Source organism: Peribacillus sp. NPDC076916 (assembly GCF_050269675.1).
Taxonomy (GTDB): domain Bacteria; phylum Bacillota; class Bacilli; order Bacillales; family DSM-1321; genus Peribacillus; species Peribacillus aracenensis.
In genome coordinates, this window is record NZ_JBNNIU010000001.1 from 590723 (window position 1) to 614974 (window position 24252).

General features: G+C 39.4%; 28 protein-coding genes. 12 read left to right on the plus strand and 16 right to left on the minus strand.

The window, feature by feature from the left end; translation table 11 throughout:
* Window positions 1–566: 566 nt before the first annotated feature.
* The 5 genes from ACQKFG_RS02965 (at window position 567) to ACQKFG_RS02985 (ending at window position 4730) form a co-directional block, all read left to right on the plus strand.
* Window positions 567–989, plus strand: coding sequence for an HIT family protein (locus ACQKFG_RS02965; protein ID WP_192203641.1), 423 nt, complete (start codon window positions 567–569; stop codon window positions 987–989).
* Window positions 990–1255: 266 nt separating this feature from the next.
* A complete protein-coding gene (gene serC, locus ACQKFG_RS02970; protein ID WP_427556086.1) occupies window positions 1256–2359 on the plus strand; it encodes a 3-phosphoserine/phosphohydroxythreonine transaminase in 1104 nt (367 codons plus the stop codon).
* A gap of 126 nt (window positions 2360–2485) precedes the next feature.
* Window positions 2486–3004, plus strand: coding sequence for a tryptophan transporter (locus tag ACQKFG_RS02975; protein ID WP_076367276.1), 519 nt, complete (start codon window positions 2486–2488; stop codon window positions 3002–3004).
* 595 nt (window positions 3005–3599) lie between these two features.
* Window positions 3600–3962: a YtxH domain-containing protein gene (locus ACQKFG_RS02980; protein ID WP_427556090.1), complete on the plus strand. Its 363-nt coding sequence runs from the start codon at window positions 3600–3602 to the stop codon at window positions 3960–3962.
* 189 nt (window positions 3963–4151) lie between these two features.
* Complete coding sequence (locus ACQKFG_RS02985; RefSeq protein ID WP_034314691.1) at window positions 4152–4730, plus strand: HTH-type transcriptional regulator Hpr; 579 nt, start codon at window positions 4152–4154, stop codon at window positions 4728–4730.
* Between the two features lie 2 nt (window positions 4731–4732).
* Here ACQKFG_RS02985 and ACQKFG_RS02990 read toward each other — a convergent pair whose 3' ends face one another.
* A complete protein-coding gene (locus tag ACQKFG_RS02990; RefSeq protein WP_427556093.1) occupies window positions 4733–5059 on the minus strand; it encodes a DUF1878 family protein in 327 nt (108 codons plus the stop codon).
* Window positions 5060–5449: 390 nt separating this feature from the next.
* On the opposite strand from ACQKFG_RS02990, the gene ACQKFG_RS02995 reads away from it, so the two are divergent.
* Window positions 5450–5836 carry a DUF3267 domain-containing protein gene (locus ACQKFG_RS02995; protein WP_387597157.1) on the plus strand — a complete coding sequence of 129 codons (387 nt, stop codon included), beginning with the start codon at window positions 5450–5452 and terminating at the stop codon, window positions 5834–5836.
* A gap of 108 nt (window positions 5837–5944) precedes the next feature.
* Window positions 5945–6127, plus strand: a complete 183-nt coding sequence (locus ACQKFG_RS03000; protein ID WP_034314696.1) for a hypothetical protein — start codon at window positions 5945–5947, stop codon at window positions 6125–6127.
* 111 nt (window positions 6128–6238) lie between these two features.
* Here ACQKFG_RS03000 and ACQKFG_RS03005 read toward each other — a convergent pair whose 3' ends face one another.
* The gene (locus ACQKFG_RS03005; protein WP_034314699.1) at window positions 6239–6322 is read right to left on the minus strand and encodes a YjcZ family sporulation protein; all 84 of its coding nucleotides are present in this window, start codon (window positions 6320–6322) and stop codon (window positions 6239–6241) included.
* 183 nt (window positions 6323–6505) lie between these two features.
* Window positions 6506–6589: a YjcZ family sporulation protein gene (locus ACQKFG_RS03010; RefSeq protein WP_141242671.1), complete on the minus strand. Its 84-nt coding sequence runs from the start codon at window positions 6587–6589 to the stop codon at window positions 6506–6508.
* Between the two features lie 199 nt (window positions 6590–6788).
* On the opposite strand from ACQKFG_RS03010, the gene ACQKFG_RS03015 reads away from it, so the two are divergent.
* A complete protein-coding gene (locus ACQKFG_RS03015) occupies window positions 6789–7655 on the plus strand; it encodes a peptidylprolyl isomerase (RefSeq protein ID WP_192203636.1) in 867 nt (288 codons plus the stop codon).
* Window positions 7656–7714: 59 nt separating this feature from the next.
* On the opposite strand, the gene ACQKFG_RS03020 is transcribed toward ACQKFG_RS03015, so the two are convergent.
* The 8 genes from ACQKFG_RS03020 to cysK all read right to left on the minus strand — a co-directional run bounded on the left by ACQKFG_RS03020 (window position 7715) and on the right by cysK (window position 16752).
* Window positions 7715–7897, minus strand: a complete 183-nt coding sequence (locus ACQKFG_RS03020; RefSeq protein WP_370662518.1) for a sporulation YhaL family protein — start codon at window positions 7895–7897, stop codon at window positions 7715–7717.
* A gap of 99 nt (window positions 7898–7996) precedes the next feature.
* Window positions 7997–8935 (minus strand): 3'-5' exoribonuclease YhaM, encoded by a 939-nt coding sequence (gene yhaM / locus ACQKFG_RS03025; RefSeq protein WP_192203634.1) that lies wholly within the window; start codon window positions 8933–8935, stop codon window positions 7997–7999.
* Between the two features lie 178 nt (window positions 8936–9113).
* Window positions 9114–9812 (minus strand): (2Fe-2S)-binding protein, encoded by a 699-nt coding sequence (locus ACQKFG_RS03030; protein WP_427556098.1) that lies wholly within the window; start codon window positions 9810–9812, stop codon window positions 9114–9116.
* On the minus strand, window positions 9805–10629 hold the full coding sequence (locus ACQKFG_RS03035; RefSeq protein ID WP_342615244.1) for an ABC transporter ATP-binding protein: 825 nt from the start codon (window positions 10627–10629) through the stop codon (window positions 9805–9807). The genes ACQKFG_RS03030 and ACQKFG_RS03035 overlap by 8 nt, the downstream gene beginning before the upstream one ends.
* A gap of 318 nt (window positions 10630–10947) precedes the next feature.
* Window positions 10948–11355, minus strand: a complete 408-nt coding sequence (locus ACQKFG_RS03040; protein ID WP_349729025.1) for a hypothetical protein — start codon at window positions 11353–11355, stop codon at window positions 10948–10950.
* A gap of 31 nt (window positions 11356–11386) precedes the next feature.
* Entirely contained in the window at window positions 11387–14416 is a 3030-nt protein-coding gene (locus ACQKFG_RS03045) for an AAA family ATPase (protein WP_427556102.1), read from the minus strand.
* Window positions 14417–14437: 21 nt separating this feature from the next.
* Complete coding sequence (locus tag ACQKFG_RS03050; RefSeq protein ID WP_427556105.1) at window positions 14438–15649, minus strand: metallophosphoesterase family protein; 1212 nt, start codon at window positions 15647–15649, stop codon at window positions 14438–14440.
* A gap of 179 nt (window positions 15650–15828) precedes the next feature.
* The gene (cysK, locus tag ACQKFG_RS03055) at window positions 15829–16752 is read right to left on the minus strand and encodes a cysteine synthase A (RefSeq protein WP_089364653.1); all 924 of its coding nucleotides are present in this window, start codon (window positions 16750–16752) and stop codon (window positions 15829–15831) included.
* A 333-nt stretch (window positions 16753–17085) separates the two neighbouring features.
* On the opposite strand from cysK, the gene ACQKFG_RS03060 reads away from it, so the two are divergent.
* Window positions 17086–17274, plus strand: a complete 189-nt coding sequence (locus ACQKFG_RS03060; RefSeq protein ID WP_192203628.1) for a YhzD family protein — start codon at window positions 17086–17088, stop codon at window positions 17272–17274.
* 350 nt (window positions 17275–17624) lie between these two features.
* Here ACQKFG_RS03060 and ACQKFG_RS03065 read toward each other — a convergent pair whose 3' ends face one another.
* Entirely contained in the window at window positions 17625–18422 is a 798-nt protein-coding gene (locus tag ACQKFG_RS03065; protein ID WP_192203627.1) for an enoyl-CoA hydratase, read from the minus strand.
* A 93-nt stretch (window positions 18423–18515) separates the two neighbouring features.
* Complete coding sequence (locus ACQKFG_RS03070; protein ID WP_349729030.1) at window positions 18516–20132, minus strand: long-chain fatty acid--CoA ligase; 1617 nt, start codon at window positions 20130–20132, stop codon at window positions 18516–18518.
* Between the two features lie 374 nt (window positions 20133–20506).
* On the opposite strand from ACQKFG_RS03070, the gene ACQKFG_RS03075 reads away from it, so the two are divergent.
* The gene (locus ACQKFG_RS03075) at window positions 20507–21385 is read left to right on the plus strand and encodes a dimethylarginine dimethylaminohydrolase family protein (protein ID WP_192203625.1); all 879 of its coding nucleotides are present in this window, start codon (window positions 20507–20509) and stop codon (window positions 21383–21385) included.
* 72 nt (window positions 21386–21457) lie between these two features.
* Here ACQKFG_RS03075 and ACQKFG_RS03080 read toward each other — a convergent pair whose 3' ends face one another.
* Together ACQKFG_RS03080 and ACQKFG_RS03085 are read right to left on the minus strand one after the other, a co-directional pair.
* The gene (locus ACQKFG_RS03080) at window positions 21458–21943 is read right to left on the minus strand and encodes an HIT family protein (protein WP_342615239.1); all 486 of its coding nucleotides are present in this window, start codon (window positions 21941–21943) and stop codon (window positions 21458–21460) included.
* 128 nt (window positions 21944–22071) lie between these two features.
* Window positions 22072–22467, minus strand: a complete 396-nt coding sequence (locus ACQKFG_RS03085; protein WP_427556112.1) for a hypothetical protein — start codon at window positions 22465–22467, stop codon at window positions 22072–22074.
* Window positions 22468–22820: 353 nt separating this feature from the next.
* Here ACQKFG_RS03085 and ACQKFG_RS03090 point away from each other — a divergent pair, with 353 nt between their 5' ends.
* Complete coding sequence (locus tag ACQKFG_RS03090) at window positions 22821–23270, plus strand: DinB family protein (protein WP_342615238.1); 450 nt, start codon at window positions 22821–22823, stop codon at window positions 23268–23270.
* Window positions 23271–23454: 184 nt separating this feature from the next.
* The gene (locus ACQKFG_RS03095) at window positions 23455–23685 is read left to right on the plus strand and encodes a hypothetical protein (protein ID WP_427556115.1); all 231 of its coding nucleotides are present in this window, start codon (window positions 23455–23457) and stop codon (window positions 23683–23685) included.
* 248 nt (window positions 23686–23933) lie between these two features.
* Here the strand turns inward: ACQKFG_RS03095 and ACQKFG_RS03100 are convergent, their stop codons facing one another.
* Window positions 23934–24206, minus strand: a complete 273-nt coding sequence (locus ACQKFG_RS03100) for a transcriptional regulator SplA domain-containing protein (RefSeq protein WP_228467335.1) — start codon at window positions 24204–24206, stop codon at window positions 23934–23936.
* Between the last annotated feature and the right edge of the window lie 46 nt (window positions 24207–24252).

A 24252-nucleotide genomic window follows, 5' to 3' on the forward strand; every position in this document is an offset into this window, starting at 1 on the left:
TAAATAACTAATTATATTTTCCCTGCTTTGTGGTCATCATAAATAAGGAAGAAGGGGTTAGTCATTACGTGTGATTCACATCATATTGTAAATGAGGTGTCAGTTAAAGACGTATTACACTGAAATACCCAAATGTTTTATTACAAATGATTTACATCATATTGTAAATGAGGTGTCAGTTAAAGACGCATAACTGAATTAAACCAGAAGCTTCATTAAAAAAAATCGTTTCGAGCAAGGAGATGGTTCTCTTGCACGTAAAAGCAGAAAAATCATTCAATAATTATCAATTATGCTTTGAAAGTTGATGAAACTTTAAAGATATAGGAGATGGTTGCTTTGAATGGAAAATCTCTAATCAGATAATAACCATATTTTACCAAAATGTAGATGAGGTGTTTGTCACAGAGAACTTATGCTAATGCGAATTTTGAAGCAAAACCCCCTTTTTCAACAGGCAGGGTGCAACTTATGTTGCATCCTGTTTTTATGATTTTTCCTTTTCCCAGGGATTCAAGCTATGGTACGATTAACCAAATACATTAATTTCTAAAGGGGCGTTTTTAATGAGTGATTGCATTTTTTGCAAAATAATCAATGGGGATATCCCAAGTTCCAAAGTTTTCGAAAATGAACATGTATTGGCCTTTCTCGATATCAGTCAAGTAACAAAAGGCCATACGCTGGTAATACCAAAAGTACATAAGGAAAACCTTTATGAGTTGACACCTGAGATTGCCAAGAACCTTTTTGAAGTGGTGCCGGAAATTGCCCGTGCCATGAAGCAGGAATTTCAACCTGTAGGCCTGAACGTTCTAAATAATAACGGTGAAGCCGCAGGACAGTCCGTTTTCCATTTTCATATGCATTTAATTCCTCGGCATGGTGAAGGAGACGGATTTGGGGCTGTTTGGAAAACGAATACGAGCGACTATACACCAGATGACCTGAAACAAATCGCCGACTCCATTGCACAGCATTTAAAATGAGACCGTGGTCAATGAAGGTTTCTTTTTCCTCTCGTTATATCTTTTAAAAGGATCGTCAATTGAACGCTAGCTCACGCTGGTTGCATGAAAAACAAAGATCCCGATTTGGTCCTCACTCAAAGTGGAGGACCTTTTTGCATTGGCACATCATTAAAACGAAATGTCTCCTAAAATTCTAAATTTTCCTCCTATTGAATTTAGTTTTCTGGTAGGATATATGAATAGTCCCAAATACTTTATCGCATAGTCGCATAGGAGGAAAAAAATTGAAACGTGCACGCAATTTTAACGCTGGGCCAGCCGCCCTTCCCTTAGAGGTTTTACAAAGAGCCCAAAACGAGTGGTTGAATATTGAGGATTCAGGTATGTCGGTCATGGAATTAAGCCATAGAAGTTCGGAATTCGAAAAGATTCATAACCATGCCATTCAATCATTAAAAGAACTCTTGGAAATTCCTGAAAATTATGAAGTTCTCCTGCTTCAAGGAGGAGCAAGCCTACAATTTTCCATGATTCCCATCAACATATTGAATGATGGGAAAAGGGCAGATTATGTCCTAACTGGTTCTTGGTCGGAAAAGGCATTAAAAGAGGCCAAAAAGGTTGGTGAAACGGCTGTTGTCGCTTCATCCAAAGATGAAAAATATACGTTCATCCCTAAAGTCGAAGACATCCAATTGAATGATGATGCTGCATATCTTCATATCACAAGCAATAATACGATTTACGGAACGCAATGGAAGGACTTCCCGGAAACAGGTGGCATTCCTTTAGTAGCTGATATGTCAAGTGATATTCTCAGTAAAAAAATTGATGTTAGAAAATTCGGCATCATCTATGCAGGTGCACAAAAGAATCTGGGGCCATCGGGAATCACGGTCGTTATCATCCGTAAAGATTTAATTACGGATAATGACAAAATCCCATCCATGATGAACTATTCTATCCATTCGAAAAATAACTCTTTATACAACACGCCTCCGACATTGGCCATTTACTTATTGTCCCTTGTGTTGGATTGGGCAAAAGAACAAGGCGGCGTGGAAAAGATTGCAAAAGCCAATGAAGAAAAAGCAAAAGTCATTTATGATGCCATCGACGGCAGCGATGGTTTTTATAAAGGCCATGCCCTACCGGACAGCCGTTCATTAATGAATGTGACGTTCAAGCTTCCATCCGAAGAAGCTGAAGTACAATTCCTTAAAGAGGCAAAGCAAGCCGGATTCGTAGGACTGAACGGTCACCGTTCCATCGGTGGATGCAGAGCATCCATCTATAACGCTGTCCCTTTATCCCATTGCCAGGACCTTGCGGATTTCATGAAGAAATTCCAGGAATCGTATAAAGCGAAGGAAGCTCAAATCCTTTAATTCAAACAAATATAACTTCTAAAAAAATAGGACTTATGATATACTATTTTAAACTTCTTGCAACAAGCAATAGTGCATTGTTGAAGAAAAGATGTTAGTTGAGATGAGAATAGGAGAGATGAGTAAATGAAAACGAAAACCCTTGTGTCACTGTCCCTATTAATCGGGATTGGGGCTGCCCTGCATTTTATCGTGCCTGGATTCTTCCTTGGAATGAAACCGGATATGATGCTGTTGATGATGTTTTTGGCGATTACCCTGTTTCCCGCGAAGAAGAATGTTTTCATTGTCGCCTTGGCTGCTGGAGCCATCTCTGCCATGACGACTACATTTCCTGGTGGACAGATTCCAAATATCATAGACAAATTGGCAACAGCCTTTCTGTTTTACCTTTTATTCATCAGTCTTAAGAAGTTTTCAACATCCGTTGTCACCGTTAGTATCTTGACTGCCGTAGGAACAATGATTTCCGGCGCTGTCTTCCTTGGTTCGGCTTATTATATCGTTTCCCTTCCAGGGCCTTTCGTTGCACTTTTCGGCGCTGTTGTACTTCCTGCCGTACTGTTAAATACAGTTGCGATGGTCATCATTTATCCAATTGTGAACGGCATCGTAAGAAAATCAAATATACCCATTAATGCTTAAGCAGCAGGATCATCATACCTAAAAAGGCACCGGAATATCCGGTGCTTTTTTTCCAATCTTATGAATCTGGAACTCTAGTCAGAATCATCCTTCATCGGTCATTGAATCAATATCCACATAAACCAAATGAAAAGCAGTAAAACCCCGGGGAGGCCCATAGCGAAGGCTCTAGCCTGGAGCACCCTCTTAGGCGGATAGATGCCAGGAGTTTTAGCTCGCCTTAGAAAATACCCCATTCCGCATACGCATACCAGACCTAATAAAAAAATGATTTTCATTCTTTACCCACCAGTGCCATCCATGTTCCGACAGCTTGTTTTTATTATCTATATGCTGCTCTTCCCTTTATATGAAGCATTATTAATAAAGCTTCAAGTTATTTTTAAATATTATATATTTACTCTCTAAGTTTAAAAAAATATTTTTGTGATATAAAGATAAAATGGTCGATACTCTTCCATAAGGATGAAAATTATGGTATTTTGATATCAATAGTATTTCTCTCCCTATTTATCATAATTTCCAATTGATGCTTTTTTCAGCAGGGATTCAGACCATGGAAAGCGAAAACATAATATAAAATGAGGTGATCCTAATGAATGCAAAATCATTACTAATTGGCTTTTTGACCGGAACAGTAGTAGCTGGTGCGGCAACCTTACTTTCAACACCAAGTTCAGGTAAAGACCTACGGACCCGCATCAAAACGAATACCGAAGATATTAAGAATACAATTGATGAGTTAAAGGTAAAAATGCTAAATATTAAAGATGACACGATGGAAGCTTCACAAATCAGCAAAGAAACGGTAAAAACGTTCATTTCGGATGTTCAGGTCGTCATCGAGAACTGGAAGCGGGAAATCGAACCCAATAAAAATGAATTATTGAAGAACGTTCAAGAAATTGAAAATTCATTGAAAGAATTGGAAGCGGCCGCCCCTTCTTCAAAAAATTAATAGCTGACATCGTCACAAAATCTTGATTCTCCATTCTTCCCAATAAATTACATGGTTTATTGGGAAAGAATGGAGAATTCATTAAAAAACTAAAATTTTCTAAAAATTTCGCAAATATTTTTCTTTATTAATTTTTATTTTATTGTCATAATAAATATATAGAATCTTATAAGTAGGTGAGCCCATAATATGCAGAATAAAAATTATTCTATGAAAGAAGCAATGATTTTTAGTCAACGAATTGCACAATTAAGCAAAGCATTATGGAAATCGATTGAAAAAGATTGGCAGCAATGGATCAAGCCCTATGATTTAAATATCAATGAGCATCATATTCTTTGGATTGCCTACCATCTTAATGGCTCTTCCATTTCTGATGTTGCAAAATTTGGGGTCATGCATGTTTCTACGGCATTTAACTTTTCAAAAAAATTAGAGGAACGCGGATACTTAACATTTTCCAAAAAAGAAAATGACAAAAGGAATACGTATATAGAGATCACGGCAGAAGGTGAAAAAATCCTTCTTGATTTAATGGAGACATACGACCCAAGCAAGAACTCTGCTTTCTCAGGTGCACTTCCACTGCGTGAGCTTTATGGCAAGTTTCCCGATATGATTGAAATGATGGCCATCATCCGTAATATCTACGGTGAAGATTTCATGCAAATCTTTGAACGGTCCTTCGATAATATTGATCAGGAGTTTACTGACGTGGAGGGTAAAATCACAAAAAAAAAGATAGAGAAAGAAACTGAGCCAGTTTAATCTCATACTCTATCCATTTCCCTCATGAATGATACATATAAACCTTGTGAGAGGCATGCATCAACGCATTCCTTTATGGTTATTTTTGAATTGATATTTCTTTCAAATTGATTAAAAAGCGGTCGAAAGTTCATATACCCTTCCGCTTTTTCTATTTCATAGCGTTTGCTCAAGGTATCACATGTTTTCAATAATTCTTCCGCTTCCTTCTTCGTGAAATTTTTTTCCACAAATAGATAGTCCAACTTGGCCTCTGGATTGCGTATCATGTTTAATAAAAGCCGTTGATGAAAACGGAGTATTTCTATTTCTTCATTTATATTTTTCATACATCACTTATCCCCAATCGATCATTCAATTTATCATAAAAAGGCATATGACCCAATAATTATTGATTTTTCATACTCAGGACTCCGTCAGATCCCTGGTTCAAAACCCAGCCTTTAACGCCCTTAGCTTGCCAACACACTATCTTAAAGTTAACCCAAGAATTTCATTGCTTTTTCCATCCATTCATCGTAATGTATGTAAGTATATTAAAACAGCTTTGGAGGGCTGATTTCGAAATGAATTCGTGGAAAACAATTGACGTGGCAAAACAATATGGCAGTTGCCGTCTGATCTTTTTTGCAGTTTTTACTATATTGTTGTCTTTTGTTCTGATCTATACATTATTAAGTGTCTTTTTAACTCATGTTATTTTGTATGGCGATCAAACAATGGTATTTTTTAGCCTATTGCTCTTATTATATCCTGTTCACAAACTATTACACTATTTACCTTTACGATTATTATGCAAAAAAGTAAAAACTTCTTGGTCCTTGAAGTGGAACCTTGTGCTTACATGCAAAGTCAATGTGCATGTTCCTATTCGAAAGCATCTTTATCTTTTGACCCTTGTGCTGCCTTTCGTCATTATGTCTGTCATATTGATTGGTTGTGCCCTTAGTTTTCCACATTACATTCATTATTTCACTATTTTATTATCCCTGCACACCGGGTTATGCGTATCGGATTTTATTTATATAAAAAACCTGATTGGTTCCCCAAGACATTCTTTTATCGAGGAACATCTCGAAGGATACGATATACTTATTCAAAAGTGATTTCTTATTCATTCATAATGATGTCCAATAAGATTTTTATGTATCTTTTTTCATTATAATTTGGTATCGTATTTATACATGAAGTTTTGCAAGGAGGGATTTTAGGTTTTGATCTCGTTCTGGTTTATTATTTTTGCTATTTTGATCCTTTATAATATTAATAGAATGACAAACTCTTTATGCATTCAAAAGGAAATTGCTGAAGACCGGCAGCCTAAAGTATTCAGGACCATTAATGTATTAATTACTATTATGTTATTATCCTCCTATATTGAAATTTTGTATACGTAGAGATGAGCAACAAATGATTGCCATCATTTGTTACATACATTGGTGATATCCGGGGCATTATCCACATAAAGAAAAAGGGCGAAGCAACAGCTTCGCCTTTTGTTTATGAGTTTATAACCAAGAAGCTCCAATGATGACTAACAGGATGAAAAGAACGACAATTAGAGCAAAGCCTCCACCTATTCCTCCAGACATTGATCTTCCTCCTTTCCATTCTTAAGTAATTGTAATTTCATGCACACCCTTAAATCCGCCAAAAGGAATCCATTCCTTTCTAAGCTTGATATTCACTTCGTCTTTATGTTGAGCGGCTACCATATCCTATTCAACTCCATGACAAAAGGAGTGGGCTCTTTCCATTATTAATTTTGCAGCCGATTAGAAACAGGCTGATCCTACAATTATTAATAATATGAATAACACCACTAACAAAGCGAAACCTCCGTTAAATCCATTACCCATTTTCCTACCCCCTTTTGTTGTCCTCGATTTATCATATGTAATGGTTTATTATGTGGGTAGGCGTTCACCCATTTTCAAAAAAAATCTTATTCTTACACCAATATATTATTTTTTGTAAAGTAACCAGAATATGTTATAGTTAATTTTGTGGAAATACGAAAAATAGCAAATCAGAAACTTAAAACTAGGAGTTGTTTTTATGAAGAAGTGGGCATTATCGATTGCTGTTACTGCAGGGCTGATCGGACTTACAGCATGCAACAGCGACAAGGAAGCAGTCGTGGAAACTAAAGCGGGGGATATAACTAAAGAGGAATTTTACAATGTAATGAAAGACCGTTATGGTGAAACCGTTCTTCAGGAACTTGTTTATGAAAAAGTTCTCTCTGAAAAATATACAGTAACTGATAAAGAAGTTAAAGCTAAAACGGACGAACTTAAAGAGCAAATGGGTGAAAATTTCGAAACGGCCCTGGCCTCTTCCGGATATAAGAGCGAAGATGATCTTAAACGCGCACTTAAAATCGGCATGCTTCAAGAAAAAGCAGCCGTTGCCGATATAAAAGTTAAAGAAGCTGATGTGAAAAAAGCTTATGAAGACTATAAACCACAAATCAAAGCGAGACATATTCTAGTGAAAGACCAAAAAACTGCCAACGAAGTTAAAGCTAAATTGGACAAGGGCGAAGATTTCGCTAAACTTGCAAAAGAATATTCAACAGACACAGGCACAGCTGAAAAAGGCGGCGAGCTAGGCTGGTTCGGACAAGGTGAAATGGTTCCTGCATTTGAAGAACAAGCTTACAAAATGAAGAAAGATGAAATCAGCAAGCCAATTAAATCCGATTATGGCTACCACATCATCCAACTTCTTGATACAAAAGAAAAGAAACCATACAAAGATATGAAAAAAGATCTTGAATATGATTTGAAAGTCGCTCAGATTGACCAAACTAAAGTTCAGGATATTTTGAATTCAGAAGTCAAAAAAGCGGACGTGAAGATTAAAGATAAAGATCTGAAAGATGCCATCACTTCTGGTGACGCAACCAAGGCTGAAAAATAATTGGATAGTAAAAAGCGACAGGCCTTTGGCCTGTCGCTTCTTTTTTCTCATCATTCAAGCTACGCTCCCTGATTTATATCCTTTTTACGCCTCTCACGCTCTTCTTCCATACGTTCAATGTACTTCTGACCTTCCTTCTCAATCCATGCATCATCTATCAGGCGTTCCTGCCTAGCTGTCCAAATTGCCATGACTGCACTGACGATTATTCCAATAAACACGAACCAGATCCAAATTGGCATGTCCATTCCCTCCCAAAAAATCTACTATTCATTTACTAGAGAATATGCGTGAACAAAAAAAATATGCTTCTTTCTCCATCGAGAAAGAAACATATTTCATTAAAATGTTGGTTTATAGAATGAACGATTATCGAGCGCAAAGACTCTTTCCGTAAATTCACCCGGTTTCACTTTTTCTAATGCCCGGTCCATCATATTTATCTTGGCATCCATATTATCAATATAATGCAGCACTTCCGCTTCCCTCACCATTGGCGGTTTTGGACTGCCCCATTCCGCTTTACCATGATGACTTAATATCAAGTGCTTGAGAATCATGATTTCTTCCGCTTCAATGCCCAATTCCTCTGCAGCTTTGCCGACTTCATTTACCATGATGGTGATATGCCCCAACAAGTTCCCCTCCACTGTATAAACAGTCGAAACAGGTCCAGATAGCTCATGTACCTTTCCAAGGTCATGGAGAATGACTCCGGCATACAATAGATCCTTATTGAGGGAAGGATATAGGGTTGAAATGGCCTTAGCCAGCCCTAGCATCGATACAACGTGATAGGCCAGACCCGACATATACTCATGGTGGTTCTTGGTGGCAGCAGGAAACGTCAGGAATTCATTCTGATATTTTTTTATAAGATGCCTAGTCACCCTTTGGATATTCGGGTTCCTCATTTCAAAAATGAATTGAGTGATGGTTTCCATCATTTCTTCCTGACTTATAGGAGCCGTTTGAATTAAATCGGCTTTTGTTACCCCATCAGTGTCTGAAGTAATTCTGATATTACGGATTTTCAATTGGCTGCGTCCTCGATAATTCTGGACTTCCCCTTGAACTTTCACCGTAGCTTCCGCACTGTATGTTTTCTCGTCAGCCTCGGAAACATCCCATAACTTTGCCTCAATCTCCCCGGTTTTATCGCACAAAATCAATGTTAAAAATGGCTTTCCATTACTTGCCACCGCTTTTGTACTCGTTTTAATGTACATATATATATCTACTACTTCACCAATTCCGTAGTGTATGATCCCATTTCCCATGCGACTGCCTCCGTTCAATTAAATATCAACATTATAACATACCAATCTCGTTAGTGCGTTTAGTTTTCGTTAATAAGTGATAGACAATGGACAAGAAAAAGCCTAAGCTGACCGTCTCTTATCACTCCACAAGAAAACCAGGCTTGACCCCAAGCCTGGCTCTCCAATCAAATCTATTTCAACAGTTATTATTCGGACAATACGCACATTTTTCCTGACCTTCAATTCGGTAATATAAACAGCATGTCACCCGTTTATAAGGATTCATGGACGCAGGAACACTTTTTTCCCCAATGAACCGTTTAAAGGGCGAATGCGTTTCAATATTCAGCCATACTTCATCTTCAAGCAGTATTTCAATGTCCTTTTCAACCCGCATCTTTATATCTGCCTGCTTCAATAACTCACTATACATCCATACCGTATAACTCCAAATATTTTCCCAGAGCACTAGCTTCGATATTTTAGCAGTTCCGGAAAAGAAGCGAATGGCATCTGCACCAAAGCTGCTTAATATGGAATGGAGGGCAGATGTGCTTTCTTTTTCCGTGACATTGCTCCACCTGTTAGTTTTCATCAAAAAACTCGGGAGCCAATGTTCATCTTCTGGATCATCCAAAACTCCAATTTCCTGAAGTGTGCCTTTCCAGATAAGCCGATGTTTGCTGAACATGTAAAATTGTGCCGTGACAAAAAAAGCATAGCGTCTGAACCACATTGAAATGGCTATCCTTGATGTTTCAGCACCAGTCCGGGCTTGTGCATACTGAATAAGCTCATCAGCATGATTGAAGGTCTTGGAAACTTTCGCTTCATCCCGAAAGGAAATGCGATATCCCTGCAGCTCTTTTTCAATAGCGGGTGGTAGGTTATGCATTGGCCAGCGCTTTTACCTGACTTCGGGCGTAGCGGCCTTTACCAAATGGGACACACATGGGACTGCCGAAAATCGGATCACAAGAAATTTGACATTCCATGCAGAATACATGCTGTACCAATTCACGCGTGATGATATCCTCTGGTCGGCCTTGAGCATGTATCGCCCCATCTTTAAGTGCCACCAGATTATCCGCATAACGGCAAGCTAAATTCAAATCATGAAGCACCATCACGATCGTTCGGTTCTCAGACTCATTTAAGTCGAACAATAAGTCCAAAATCTCGATTTGATGGGTCATATCAAGATATGTAGTCGGTTCATCCAACAAAATGACGTCCGTATCCTGAGCCAGCGTCATTGCTATCCATGCCCGTTGCTTCTGGCCTCCCGATAATTCATCGACTGCCTGATCCTTTAAATCAGTCAGGTTCGTCGCTTCAATCGCCTTTTGAACTTTTTCTTCATCTACGGAACTCCACTGTTTCAACCAGCTTTGATAAGGATACCTTCCTTGTTTAACAAGTTGATAGACTGTAAGTCCTTCAGGAGCAACCGGGGATTGTGGAAGAATCGCCATCTTTCTTGCTACATCCTTCGATGACATGGTCGAAATCGCTTTGCCTTCGAGCAAAACTGAGCCGGATTGAGGTTTTAACAATCGGGCAACCGACCTTAGCAGTGTTGATTTTCCACATCCATTAGCACCGATGAATACGGTGATCTCCCCTTTGGGTATTTCTATATTCATATCATTTATAATTAATTTTTCACCATAACCGAGCGATAAAGACTGTGTGTTAATAGCTGGTCGCATTAAAATACTCCCCTTTTAGTCTAATAATACTAGTTTAATGAAAATGATTCTCACTGTCAATCTTTTAAAAATATAAACCAAAAAATCCATCCATGTCCCATTCCTCTTTAACGATTCATTAAAGTGAATACCCCATTAAAGATATGAAGTTTCCTTTGGAAACATTAATGTAAAAAGCACATTATATTAACTTTCCATATCATTTACCACTTTCTGCAGCTTCCGAACTATTCAATAGTCCATTCTCCCCCTCGACCCAAACTCTATCGGAATTTCCGTTTAGCGGAAAATAAAAAAACCCTCCATATGGAGAGCCTTTTAACCGACCCGCAGGCGATTTGTACAATGTTCCAGAGATTCATCCCTAATGATGGCAAACAAATCCTGAAACGCGAAAGGAATTAATCCTTCTGCAATATTCCATGCATTGACCTCTATTTGATAAAGGATTTCTGATTTTCCTGTAGTGTATAGCTCCTCACTAAGCACAGCAAGTTCGGGATCCAATGCGTGGCCCAACTCATGTGTGAGGATCACCCATGAGTATTCCTCAAGCCTTGCAAGCGAGCCTAGGGAGCGTTCACATTGAATTTCGATATCTCTCTCATATAAAGTGATGCTATGTCCTTTGGCAGAATATTTTCCCCCAACACATCGTTCACCAGGAAACTCCTTTTCGATTATTAGCTCCAAAGAAGAATCATGGTGACTTACAAACTCATTCATTTTCAATGACTTCACTCTCTTTATTTATAGTTTATAACCCATTATATTTCGGGATGAACAAATCATTCATATCTTGGCGCAATACGGGGCTGGATAGACGAATCACTTGGTTTTCGCTAAAGTACTCCATTATATATCGGTGACAAGTAAAAAATAAAATTTGCCGTTTTTCCGAAACCTTTTCCAATAACTTGAGCATCCGTTTTGTCCTTTCCGCATCAAAATTGACGAAACTATCATCGATGATGAGAGGGAATGAATCATTTTCAAAAGTATGATCAGCAAGTGCGAGCCTTAGGGAAACATAAATTTGCTCTGCTGTCCCGCGGCTGACCTCTTCAACCCTGAAACTCAAACCATCACTGCGCTGTACCCAAATGCCTTCTCCCGACTGATCAAGGATGATTTTATGATAGCTTCCATTCGTTAAAAAGGAAAAATGCCGCTCTGCATCAGCGATGACCTTCGGCAGGCGTTCCCTTTTATATCGGTCCAAGGTTTTATTCAATAAGCTTTTGGCTATTGCCAATTTCGCCCATTCCTTCGCCTCTTCGTTAAATGCGGCTTTTTCTTCATAAAAACGATGAAGTAAGTCATCATAAATCCCTGAAACTTCAAGCTGTTTTATCTTATGCTTCGCATCCGCCTGTTTCTCTAATAAAAGGGATTTCACCTTTACAGAATCCTTACGCTTTTCTTCTAAATTTTCAAATGTATACGTGTTGATCCCCTGTTTTAAGTAAGTTTGGATTTGTTCAGGCAGCATTCTGGATTGCCCAATTTGAATGGTGATCAAATCAAGCTGTTTTTGTAAAGCAATTTTCTTTTCGGACAATGCAGCGTCTTGCCTGAACTCTTCCTCGTCCTTGACCTTCGCTAACTTAAAAAGCATTTCCATTTCTGAATCAAGATAGCCTTTTTCCATCGTCAACTGCTCGATTTCGTTCGTCAAATGACTCCGTTCCTGCATCCATTGTATTAGTTGAACGGAGTATTCAACCGCTTTATTCATTTCCCGTTTCAATAGGCCAATCGCTTCCCGCCATGTGGATGGTTCAAGATCAAGGCTGTGTGCAAAGTGAAATAAAGCCTTCGCTTTACCCTCAAATTCTGCATGCAGAAAATTGTGCATCTTGATGGCTTCATATTTCCTATCAACGGCTTCCTTCCATTTCTCAAGAAGTTCAAATACAGATTCAAGATTGATTTCCATTCCGGAATAAGACAGGCCCCAATCGCTTAAGATGCTTCTCACTTCTTTATCCAATCGGTCCCTGCTAGCTTCCCAAGTAGCATATTCCTGAATGGTCGATTCAAAAGCTTCCTCCCTTTCTTCATATTTAAACATTTCACTTTCAAACCGCCTTTGAAGACGTTGGTCCATTTCAAGCAACCTACCCATCGACTCTCCATCACTCACTCGATTGGTTTCACTGCCAATTGCAGCCCTTTTCCTTTTCATCTCATCCAATTGCCTGATATATCCGGACAATGTACCATCACCTTTAAAGAGATGCCTGGAAACCGCAAACAGACCAGCCATGGCTAGAAGTATAACCCCCAACAAAATCTGTTCACTGAAATAACTTCCGATTGCACCTAAACAAAGAAGTACTATTAAACTGCCATTCATGATAAGTGAACGCTTGCGATTATGCGCTTCCTTCTTCCTCTGTAAAGCCAATTGCTTTTCAAGCTCGAGTATTTGTTCATCAAGGATAAGGGATTGTGCCGCTTCAAATTCGATGTTATTTTGCTTATTGTATAAGGACTCCAGCTCGATTCTCTTTTCATCTGGCAGTAACTGGGCCTTTATCTCCTTCAAGCGGGATTCTGCAGTTTCCAGACTATCCTTTTGCAGTCCATATTTCTCATCAAGCTGTTTTTTATCATTTCGGAGTTGATGCTTTTCCCTCTCGGCCCTTTTCACCTTTTCCTTCATGAATGTACTGATATCCAGTTTTCTTATTTCATCATCAGAAACATCCAAGAATAATTCCTGCTTCACCTTTTCAATATTCTTTTCTTCCAACAGCCTTTCGTGTTTCGCTTTTCTTATATCCAGCTCAAGCTTCTCCAGCAATGTTCCTTGATCGATTGCATGTTCAATCTGCTCTTTATGCTCCTTGATGAACGGATTGATTTCGATTTCCGTTAGTTTCACCTCAAGTTTTTCCATTTTCTCAGTCAATGCCGCAAGTTGGGCTTTCAGGGGCATTCCAACTGCCTGAAACTGTTCAAGTCTTTTTAAGCCATCAACAGGAAAACTTACATCCGGCATTTCACTTATTTCTGTTTCAAGTTCCCGCTGTTCTTCAACCAAGGGTTTAATTCGCAAAAAAGTGCTCACGTTAACAAGGTTTTCTTCAATCTCTTGAATATCTAACGTGACTTTAGAAAGCTCCTCCTTAAGTTTCGCTTCTTCCTGAAGTAATGCCGTATATGACTGCTGCTCTTCTTCCGATGCTTTCACCTTTTTCTGCAATTCCTTAAGTTCTTTCAATCTCACATTCAGTAAAGGTTTTTGGCCTGAAGGCTTGAACCTTAAATCGAGCTCCTTTTGCAATTTCGTTTCGGCTTCAAGAAGTTTATCATTCCCAATCAGCCCAGCTGAAAGCAGATATTTGCTCATGGTCCCTTCACTTAATGTATGTAATCCCTGCAGACCTTGAAGGTCGAAAGAAAAAATGGCTTGGTAATAGTTTTTATCAACGCCATGGAGAATCTCATTCAATTCTTCCTCGCCGCCGACCCTTCCATCCTCGAAGGTCAATTTTACATCACCAGCAGCCTTTCCCTTCACACGCTCAATGACGATTTCCCCATCATTTTTTGTTATGAGACTGAGCCTTCCCCCATATTTGGCATGCATTTTGGGCTCGTAACGCGGTTCGTTTTGAACCTTTGTCGGAAAACCAAACAGCATACTATGAATGAAAGACATGATGGTTGACTTGCCCGATTCATTTTCCCCAAAGAAAACCTGCAGCTGTCCCAATTCAGGAAAACGCTGATTTTCCAGTTTGCCGTAACCATAAACATGGAGGTCTTTAATAATCAAATCCGTTCCTCCTTCCTACATTCATTGATTCGCTTCAAAAACTTGCAAAAGCCATCTTTCCGCTTCATCCAAAAGTTCCCTCTGCTCTTCCGGCCCTATTGAATCAAGAAACCTTCTTGCATCCGGATGAATATAAAGCGGGGCCAGAGCAGCATCCGTATCATCAAATTCAGAAGCAAGCATCGATACCTCAGCCATAAAGGGCGATATTCTTTCATTTGACCTAATCATCGGCATGGACTGGATGACTTTGATTTTATACACCCAGATAAATGGTTCCCCTTGGTCCTCTTCCTGCAAGATCCGGGTCAATTCTTCAAGATAATCCCCGGAAGGGCCTGCTGCGTCAGTTGCATCCAGCTTCAATTCCAAAAGTAAGTTTCTCCCATCGAAACGCTTCTGTTCAATTACTTCCTTGCATTGCTTGAACAGGACATCAAATCCACCTTCCGCGGATATTTCAATTGTTTCGCTTTCCCATATCACCTCAGAGGTTTCAATAAAAGAGTGACGCTTCATGTGCCCGTCGAATTCGACCAGCAAGCACCCTTTAATGCCGGACTCCTTTCTGTTCCTGCCTTGAATATTTCCTGGGTATATCACTAGCGGATCTTCTGATACTACCTGATGTTTATGAATATGGCCTAATGCCCAATAATCGAAATCTTTAGCAGCTAGTTCCTTCAATGAAAAAGGGGCGTATGGGCTATGTTCGGAATTGCCTTCCAAATTCCCATGAAGCAGACCTATATGATAATCGGCCCCTTCAGCTTTTATGTATGTTTCGATCATTCTCTCCCTTACGTGACGGCGTGGATAACTGAATCCATAAAGGTGGACAGTCGTCCCATCGATTTTTTCAAACCGTTTCACTTCGGTTTTCCCTGAAAATACGTGGACATTATCCGGCAGCCCCACAGTGATCCATGAGCCTCCAAGATGATCATGGTTACCATGAATGATATAAGCAGGGATCTGATGCTGCTGGAGTTTTTCCATTTCGGCTCGAAAGCGCACCTGTGTCCGGAGACTCCGATTTTCCCCATCAAATAGATCCCCCGATAACACGATAAAGTCAACCTGATATGAAATCGCTTCATTAATGATCGTTTTAAAAGCTTTAAACGGACTGTCCCTTAATTCCTTTAATATAGCTGACGGCATATCCTTCAACCCTGAAAAGGGGCTATCCAAATGGAGATCCGCCGCATGAATGAACTTCAAACCGCTCAAAAGTATCACCTCGATTTCTTTCAACATTTAATTCTAACATAAACAGAACATACTTTCTCATATATTATTATTTTAATACGGCATCATTGTACCTGGTTATTCCAGTATGGGCAATTTCAACAGGAAAAAGACCGAATGGCGTGAACATTGTTTCATGCACGGCATTCGGTCTTTTTTTTTCATTTAAAAATATCCATACTTAAATATCGTTCACCATTATCTGGTGCAATGCATAATACTCGTTTGCCACTTCCGAGACGACGGGCTTCTTGCAGGGCAGTCCAGACAGAAGCACCTCCTGAAGGTCCAATCAATATACCTTCCTTCGAAGCCAAATCCTTCATGGTGGAAATCGCATCTTCATCTGCCGCTTGAACGATTTCATCAAATACCTCTGTATTTAAAATATTGGGGATAAAACCAGGGCTTGTACCCACTAATTTATGAGGACCAGGCTTTCCGCCGGAAAGAACTGGGGAACCCTTAGGCTCGACAACGACAACCTTTAACTCCGGCAGATGTTCTTTTAAGGCTTCACCTGTACCGGTTATCGTTCCTCCCGTTCCAGCAGTAGCGACAAACACATCCAGGTTTCCATCCATCTGATCCAGAATCTCGACTGCTGTCGTCACTCTGTGAATATCAGGATTGGCTTGGTTTTCGAATTGCTGCGGAATAAAGCTATTCGGAATCTCTGCGGCAAGTTCCTCAGCTTTACGAATGGCTCCAGGCATCCGCTCTGATGCTGGGGTTAGGACAACTTCCGCACCGTATGCCTTTAAGATATTGATTCTTTCTTTCGACATATTATCCGGCATGACCATAATGGCCCGATACCCCTTTGCCGCGGCATTCATTGCAAGCCCAATTCCTGTATTTCCTGATGTTGGTTCTATGATCGTGGCCCCGGATTGAATGATACCATCCAATTCTGCCTGCCTAATCAAGTTGAAGGCAGCCCGATCTTTTACGCTGCGGCTCGGATTGAAATATTCAAGTTTCACAAATACTTCAGCGTCACCCTCCGCTGTTAAATGATTAATCCTTACAACAGGTGTATCTCCTATCAATTCAGTGATATTATTAACGATTTTTACCGTCATTCAAAAAATCCCCCTTCGCTCCATACACTTCCTACATTTTACTCAGGTTTATTATATCATTTATGATTTTTCATTTTAAGGAGAGAATTCCTCTAGTATAAATAGGTTTTGTTTTCATTGTTTCCAAAGATAAAGGAAGAAACCATGAAATTAGTTCGATTTAGTTATTTACCATCATTTTTCAAGATATTCAGCTACTTATCAATGTTCGCTTTCTTAATACATTCCCTTACATAACAATAGTCAAAATTGACAGATAATGATAAAATTTTTATAACAGCACCTATCTTTAGATAAAAGACAGCATCATTATTGACAAGGGAGTTTTTGAAAATGAGCAGAATATACAAATTGACCGTTTTTGAACCGTCAGGGGAAAAACTATTGGATGAACCATTTACAGCCGAGAATGATGAACAAGCAAAAGAATTGGGACAAAATCTATTAAAGGAAAAAAACTATCAAGATCGAACACATCGCTGTACATCACCTTCAGGCGCTTTATTGCTTTTTCATCGCTGATTGGAAATGGAAGCGCAATCACTGAAAAATATGATCAAGTTTTCCACACATTCCTTATATAAAAAAGGCGGTCACATATCATGACCGCCACCCAGACTGTAGATAAACTCAATGCAACTCAAGTTTGCCTACGTTTTTTTATGGCTTATACAATTTGGACGTTGATTACTGCCCCAGGCAACCGCTCCAATCAACTTTGTAATAAACTTTAGATAGAAACCATACTCGAGGAGTTGAAGGTTTTACTTTGGTTCAGTTGGTGCAGGAACATCGTTGATGAAAGAAAAGTTTTCCGAATCCCTTTTGCCTACAAACAGAGGCCGTCACTAGAAAGTGACGGCCTTTCTCATTCATTTTCCGATGAAGTTCGGTTTTCTTTTTTCCACGAAAGCTTTTATTCCCTCTTGGTGGTCCGCCGTTTGGCGCATTTTCATCTGAGCAGCTTTTTCAATCTCAAGGATCTTGATTAATAGTGGGCGATTTTTTTCACTAAGGATTTTTTTCGTTTTAATCATGGCCTGAACCGGGCTTTGCAGCCATGATTGCACTTTCTTCTCTACCGCATGTTCCAAGGTTCCTTCTGCCACTTCATGAATGATGCCCTTTTCTTTTGCTTCAAGAGCTGTAAGCACTTTACCTTCCCAGATCAATTCTTTCGCACCCACTTCACCAAGACGGCGTTCAAGGAAAAAATGTCCGCCGCCATCAGGGATTAATCCAATCCCGATAAAATTCATCGCAACCTTACTGTCCGAATCGGCAATAAGGTGATCGGTTGCAAGCGCTATACTCAACCCAAGTCCTGCAGCTGCACCATGAATGGCACTGATGGTCAATTTAGGCATGAAGTATAGAGTGGTCACCAATTCACTGATTCCATCCATCAGTTCATCGAAAGCGTTTTCTTTTTCAGGCGAGAGCATCATCTTAATGTCACCACCTGCGGAAAATGCTTTGCCATTCCCTTTTATAATGACGACGTCCACTTCATCATTCTCACTTACTTCCTTAAGGGCATTTATGAAATCATACAGCATTTTCGGATTTAAGGCATTCATGGCCTCTGGACGGTTCATTGCAACAGTAGCCGTTCTGTCCGAATATGTTATTAAAACAGTACCAGCAGGTGATGTCGATTCAATATTCAATTTATTTCCTCCTCTTTCGTTCTATTACTCTATTATATATTTTTCTACCATTAACGGAATAGGCAGAAAAGTCATAATTAAACAAATATAGCATTATTTATTGATATATTTATCCTGAAGCTGATCACGCAATGCCCTTTTCAAGAACTTCCCAACACCCGTTTTAGGAATTTCATCCAAAAAGACCACTTCATCGGGCAGCCACCATTTTGCAAACTGCGGCATTAAAAATTCAATGATGTTCTCCTGGGACACTTGCCCCTTGTATGCGTCCTTCAAAACAACACAGGCAATCGGCCGTTCCTGCCATTTTTCGTGAGGCACCGCAATCACCGCCGCCTCAAAGATTGCATCATGGGCCATTAATGCATTCTCTATATCTACGGAAGAAATCCACTCACCGCCGCTTTTTATCAAGTCCTTGGTCCGGTCGACGATTTTCACGAATCCTTCTTCATCAATCGTGACAACATCCCCCGTATACAGCCAGCCATCTTTAAACGTATCCTCTGACCGCTCATCCTTAAAATACTCATTCGCTATCCATGGGCCCCTGATCAGCAATTCGCCCATTTCTTTTCCATCAGGTTTCACTTCGCCACCCTGACCGATCACTTTAATTTCTATCATTGGTGAAACAAGGCCCTGCTTGGCCTTCAACTCATAAAGTTCTTCTTCAGGGAGATTTTCCTGATAGCTTTTTGGTTTGGATACAAATACGAGCGGGCTTGTTTCAGTCATTCCATAAGCATGCAGGAATGGTATCCCATACTTTTGTTCAAAGGTTTGAATCATGCTTTTCGGAGCAGCCGACCCTCCGCATAAAACAGCACGAATGCTGCTCGTATCATGGCTGCCTTCTTCTAGCTCCTTCAATAAGCCCAGCCATATCGTCGGAACCCCTGCTGCGATTGTAACCTTCTCTGTTTCTATAAGCTCAGCCAAAATCTTTGGGGTAAAATAAGGTCCCGGCAAAACCATCTTTGTTCCAAACCAAACACTGGCAAAAGGCATGCCCCAGGCATTCACATGAAACATGGGCACGACAGGAAGTGCCACATCACGTTCGCTTAATGCTGTAGAATCGGCAAGCCCCAGTGCAATCGCATGCAACAAAATTCCGCGATGTGAATAAACCACACCTTTTGGATTCCCGGTCGTGGCGGAAGTATAACATATTCCGGCAGGTGCATTTTCATCCAAGGTTTGAATGAATGGCTGTTTCGGATTCCCTTCTGCTAATAATTTTTCATAATGGTAAATAGGTGAAAGGGTCGTTTCAGGCAGCTCATCTTTATCCGTCATTATGATATAGCCTTCCACTGACGTTAACTCATCTTTAATTGCTTCCAAAAGGGGGATGACATCCGGGTCTATCAATAATAATCGATCCTCCGCACTATTGACGATATAAGATACATGTTGAGGAGACAGACGCATATTGATTGTATGTAGGACAGCACCATGACAAGGAATCGCAAAATAAGCTTCTAAATGCCGATGATGGTTCCAGGCAAGTGTCCCAATACGGTCACCTGTTTGAATACCGAATTTTTCAAGACTACTGGTCAGCCTTCTTGTACGCTCAGTAATCTCAGCGTATGTAAATGTGTGAATTCCACCATCCGTACGCGAAACTACCTCTTTCTTCGGAAAATATTTTTCAGCTCTCTCAATGATTTGAGTCATGATCAATGGAGTATCCATCATTACAATCTCCCCCTTATATTAAAAGCATGCTCATTATATATTCGACCAGAAAAAAAATAATCCTTTTTCCCTAGGTGCCGTTTACGATTATTTTAAATTCGGCTTTATCTAGATGAAATTTTTAAATCAGTTTGACGATTTCGTGAAAGGGAGCGGATTTATGAAAACAACTGGAATGTTTTTTTAAACAGAACTTTCTTCGAATTGAAAGACTCTAACCCGTTTATACCGGAATCATTTATTAGGGGCGGTCAGAGAAGTTAGTTTTAACCCATCCAAATTTAGCGGTGCAGTTCGATGATATAATTTTATGTTTCTTTCTAGAAAAAAGAGGAAATAGTAAAGATACAATTCTATTTAGAGGGAGCTCATTTATGGTGAACAAAATAAACGAAGAACTGGAAGCTTATTGTGCAAGTGAATATTCAAAGCTATCACGGGTGATCGTCTGTGAACCACGTTATATGGAAATCCGCGAGATCATTAACGAAACTCAAAAAGAGTTTCAAGAAGAAAATATCGATCAGGCACTTGCCATGAAGCAGCACGCCCAATTTATTAAGGCTCTTGAACATGAAGGGATTGAAGTCATAAAACTTCCGCCACAATTTACATATCCAGAACAAGTTTTCACGAGGGATATCGGTTTTACTCTTGGCAATACCGTATACGTTGCTGAATTGGCAACAGGTATAAGGCAGGGTGAAGAACAAATATTGAAATCCTGGCTCGAAACGAATGGTATCTCATATTTCAACCTCCTCAAAAATTATATTGAGGGCGGGGATGTCATTATTGACGGAAAGACCATCTATATTGGAATCAGTGAAAGAACGGATGAAACATCCGTCAAGCATCTTCAATCCCTATTACCGGAATACGATGTCATCGCGGTTCCTTTCATTGAAACATTCCTTCATTTAGATTGTGTTTTCAATATCATATCACCGACTGAAGCGCTTATTTTTCCAGAGTCCTTTACAAAAAAAGAGATGGATTTATTAGCTTCACGTTACGACATGATAGAAGTGACTAAAGAAGAACAATTCACATTAGGAACCAACGTGCTTTCGATTGGCAATAAAAGGTTATTCAGTCTACCATGTAATAAACAGGTAAATAGCCAGCTTCGTGAACGCGGATACGAAGTCATTGAAATCGATATAAGCGAAATCATCAAGTCCGGTGGCTCTTTCCGTTGTTGCACAATGCCACTATTGAGGACAACGAATAAGAAGACTGATTCAGCCTGAGCATAATGAAAGAACCCGGACCTGTATGGAAAATGGGTTCTTTCTCCTTTTTTAAACATTGAACAGGAAGGATTATCGGTTTAATTCTTTTTTTAATGCCTCGATTCCATCCATTACAGTTTTTAAATTTTCAACATCATTCAAGCTGTTTCTTGCATGCAGCAAAACTGGTCTAACTGATTCCACCGAACGTCCAAACTCGTACATCCATTCATATCGAGGAACCATCCAAGTATGAAAATGGTGGAAAGTATCCTCATTGTAAAAATAATAAACGTGGTTTACCCCCAATACTTCCCTTTGAGCTTTTCTAATCCTGGTTAATACGTTTATGTAATCAACCTTTTCTCGTTCATTTAATTCATCAAAGCACTTAATATGGCGTTTAGATGCTAATATCACTAAACCTTCAATGGGGTATGCAACGTCTTGGTGAGCATGAAAATATTCAGATTCGACTATTACACCACCCTCTGCTTCTACTTCCCCACTTGTCAAAGCGCAGCTTAAACATTCAACTTCCACCATTTTTCCATTAGATAAAGTAATTTTCCTCATAAGCCCCTCCAAAAGATTACCCCATAAATAACTGGCCACTCGGTCACATGTGAATTCTAAATGTAATGAAAAAATGCTTGGCTGGAGGTTTTTAGAAAGTGCAGGTCCTGCCTATCTCCTCCTTTTCATTAATGCAGAAGTCTTAATATAGTTTCAGAATCCTTTCTATTTAACTGTGCATATTGGCTATATTTATCCTTGGTTAATTCTACAATATTTTCATCAGTATTAATCCAAACATAATATACAGCCATTTTACCTTCGCTTTTTTCATCATTAAAATAAAAGATGAAGTCCGCCTTAGGATGATCCTTCTCCAATGCGAATTCTTCCCAATCCGCATTCTTTATTATTTCTTTTGTTTTTTCTGTTTTCGCCACTTCTACCTTTTGTTTATATGCTTCGAATTTGTAGTTTTTACCTTCATATTTTTGGACGGAAATACGTTCTTGCTTTGTTGTACAACCTGAAGCTACCGTAATTGATAATAGACTAAGTGCAACAAGCAGCTGTTTCCTTTTCATCATATGTCATCTCCTCACACCCTAATGGATTAATTATCCAATATATTTCATTATACTAGTCCACATAAAAGAGTAATAGGAATATTTGTCAATTAATTAACAGCAAAAAAACTCCAACCTTTGGCTTAAGAGTTCATGAACCCTGTACTCAACCAAACCAAATTAGAGCTACTCGCTTCAAATGCATTCATTCCGATTATTAACTGACAATTAAAACCCTAAAAAAGAAATTAAGAATCGATAATCCTTTCCTTCTTGAAAAGACTTATCTAAAATTTGATAATATTGAATTATCCTTGCTATAATTTCATGAGATAGCATTTAGAAAAACAAGATTGAAAGGGGAATATAAAATGAATTATATAAAAAATCAGCTAACGGTCATGCGCAGCAATCTTTTAAAAGAAATCGAGGGAATCAATCCAGAGTTTATGGATGTACAGCCTGAAGGTTTTAATAATACAATCCATTGGCATCTTGGACATGTCCTTACTGCAGCCGAAAATTTTTTATTGAAATCCAACAGTGAATTGCCAGCGAATTACAGCCAACTATTCGGATATGGTTCAAAACCAGCGAACTGGAGCGGGGACGTACCTAGCGTTGAATTATTAAAGCAACAGCTGCATGAGCAACTTGATCGACTTCTTGAAATTCCGGAAGAACGATTGACAGAAAAAACAGCACAGCCTTTCAACGGAATGGAAACAGTCGGGGAATTTATTAATTTTGTAGTGCTCCACGAAACCAACCATATTGGGCAAATTCACGCAATGAAACTATTTATACAATCCAATAACTGATAAAGCCATAACTGTCACTCTGTTTTCCTGAAAAAATGAGTGGCAGTTTTTTTAATTCACCAGCAAAATATGCTGTTTTAACACTACTGGCTTCTGAACATGTAAGTGTGGGTGCGTTTACACATAAGTTTGGAGCAAACACTCGTGAATTTCGAGCTTTTACTCGTGAATTCGAGCGTTACTCGTGAATTCAGAGCCTTTACTCGTGAATTTCGAGCTTTTACTCGTGAATTCGAGCGTTACTCGTGAATTTCGGGCTTTTACTCGTGAATTTCGAGCTTTTACTCGTGAGTTTGGAGCATTTACTCGTGAGTTTGGAGCATTTACTCGTGAATTTCGAGCTTTTACTCGTGAATTCAGAGCCTTTACTCGTGAATTTCGAGCCTTTACTCGTGAATTTGAGCGTTACTCGTGAATTTCGGGCTTTTACTCGTGAGTTTGGAGCATATACTCGTGAATTTCGAGCTTTTACTCGTGAGTTTGGAGCAAATACTCGTGAATTCGAGCTTTTACTCGTGAGTTTGGAGCAAATACTCGTGAATTCGAGCGTTACTCAAAAATTCCGGGCTTTTACTCGTAAATATGCTCAAAAAGAGCCCCCGCTCTATAAGCGAGGGCTTTCTTCTATTCATTCTCTTTCAGTAAAGCGAAGTAAACGCCTTTTCAAGTCATCTGGTCCTGATTATACATATAATCACTGTAGGCTTTTTCCGCTGCGGCTTCCGAAGTGAACAAGGCATCATCATCCTCAATCGTATGAAATGTATCGTTCAGGAACAAGGCAACTGCATTGGGGTCTTTGGGATGCGGAACAATTTCCGCTGCCCTTATATTCGAAACGGTGGGAACATGGGGATTATTATAAATCACAAACACCTCATCACCGACTTGCACTTCTTTTGCATTGATTACACCCATTGAATTCTTCCTTTCCATTACTGATTTTCCTTTAGTTTATGGAAAGAAGCTTATAATTATTTAT

Bases quoted from the DNA above. Each gene is read 5' to 3' on its own strand.
- ACQKFG_RS03090 (WP_342615238.1), top strand. From the start codon at position 22,821: ATGAATTATATAAAAAATCAGCTAACGGTCATGCGCAGCAATCTTTTA.
- ACQKFG_RS03075 (WP_192203625.1), top strand. From the start codon at position 20,507: ATGGTGAACAAAATAAACGAAGAACTGGAAGCTTATTGTGCAAGTGAA.
- ACQKFG_RS03100 (WP_228467335.1), bottom strand. From the start codon at position 24,206: ATGGAAAGGAAGAATTCAATGGGTGTAATCAATGCAAAAGAAGTGCAA.
- ACQKFG_RS03070 (WP_349729030.1), bottom strand. From the start codon at position 20,132: ATGATGGATACTCCATTGATCATGACTCAAATCATTGAGAGAGCTGAA.
- ACQKFG_RS03080 (WP_342615239.1), bottom strand. From the start codon at position 21,943: ATGAGGAAAATTACTTTATCTAATGGAAAAATGGTGGAAGTTGAATGT.
- ACQKFG_RS03005 (WP_034314699.1), bottom strand. From the start codon at position 6,322: ATGTCTGGAGGAATAGGTGGAGGCTTTGCTCTAATTGTCGTTCTTTTC.
- ACQKFG_RS03040 (WP_349729025.1), bottom strand. From the start codon at position 11,355: ATGAATGAGTTTGTAAGTCACCATGATTCTTCTTTGGAGCTAATAATC.
- ACQKFG_RS02975 (WP_076367276.1), top strand. From the start codon at position 2,486: ATGAAAACGAAAACCCTTGTGTCACTGTCCCTATTAATCGGGATTGGG.
- ACQKFG_RS03020 (WP_370662518.1), bottom strand. From the start codon at position 7,897: ATGCCAATTTGGATCTGGTTCGTGTTTATTGGAATAATCGTCAGTGCA.
- ACQKFG_RS02995 (WP_387597157.1), top strand. From the start codon at position 5,450: ATGGTATTTTTTAGCCTATTGCTCTTATTATATCCTGTTCACAAACTA.
- ACQKFG_RS03060 (WP_192203628.1), top strand. From the start codon at position 17,086: ATGAGCAGAATATACAAATTGACCGTTTTTGAACCGTCAGGGGAAAAA.
- ACQKFG_RS02990 (WP_427556093.1), bottom strand. From the start codon at position 5,059: ATGAAAAATATAAATGAAGAAATAGAAATACTCCGTTTTCATCAACGG.
- ACQKFG_RS03030 (WP_427556098.1), bottom strand. From the start codon at position 9,812: ATGCATAACCTACCACCCGCTATTGAAAAAGAGCTGCAGGGATATCGC.
- ACQKFG_RS02980 (WP_427556090.1), top strand. From the start codon at position 3,600: ATGAATGCAAAATCATTACTAATTGGCTTTTTGACCGGAACAGTAGTA.
- cysK (WP_089364653.1), bottom strand. From the start codon at position 16,752: ATGACGGTAAAAATCGTTAATAATATCACTGAATTGATAGGAGATACA.
- ACQKFG_RS02965 (WP_192203641.1), top strand. From the start codon at position 567: ATGAGTGATTGCATTTTTTGCAAAATAATCAATGGGGATATCCCAAGT.
- yhaM (WP_192203634.1), bottom strand. From the start codon at position 8,935: ATGGGAAATGGGATCATACACTACGGAATTGGTGAAGTAGTAGATATA.
- ACQKFG_RS03010 (WP_141242671.1), bottom strand. From the start codon at position 6,589: ATGGGTAATGGATTTAACGGAGGTTTCGCTTTGTTAGTGGTGTTATTC.
- ACQKFG_RS03015 (WP_192203636.1), top strand. From the start codon at position 6,789: ATGAAGAAGTGGGCATTATCGATTGCTGTTACTGCAGGGCTGATCGGA.
- ACQKFG_RS03085 (WP_427556112.1), bottom strand. From the start codon at position 22,467: ATGAAAAGGAAACAGCTGCTTGTTGCACTTAGTCTATTATCAATTACG.
- ACQKFG_RS02985 (WP_034314691.1), top strand. From the start codon at position 4,152: ATGCAGAATAAAAATTATTCTATGAAAGAAGCAATGATTTTTAGTCAA.
- ACQKFG_RS03035 (WP_342615244.1), bottom strand. From the start codon at position 10,629: ATGCGACCAGCTATTAACACACAGTCTTTATCGCTCGGTTATGGTGAA.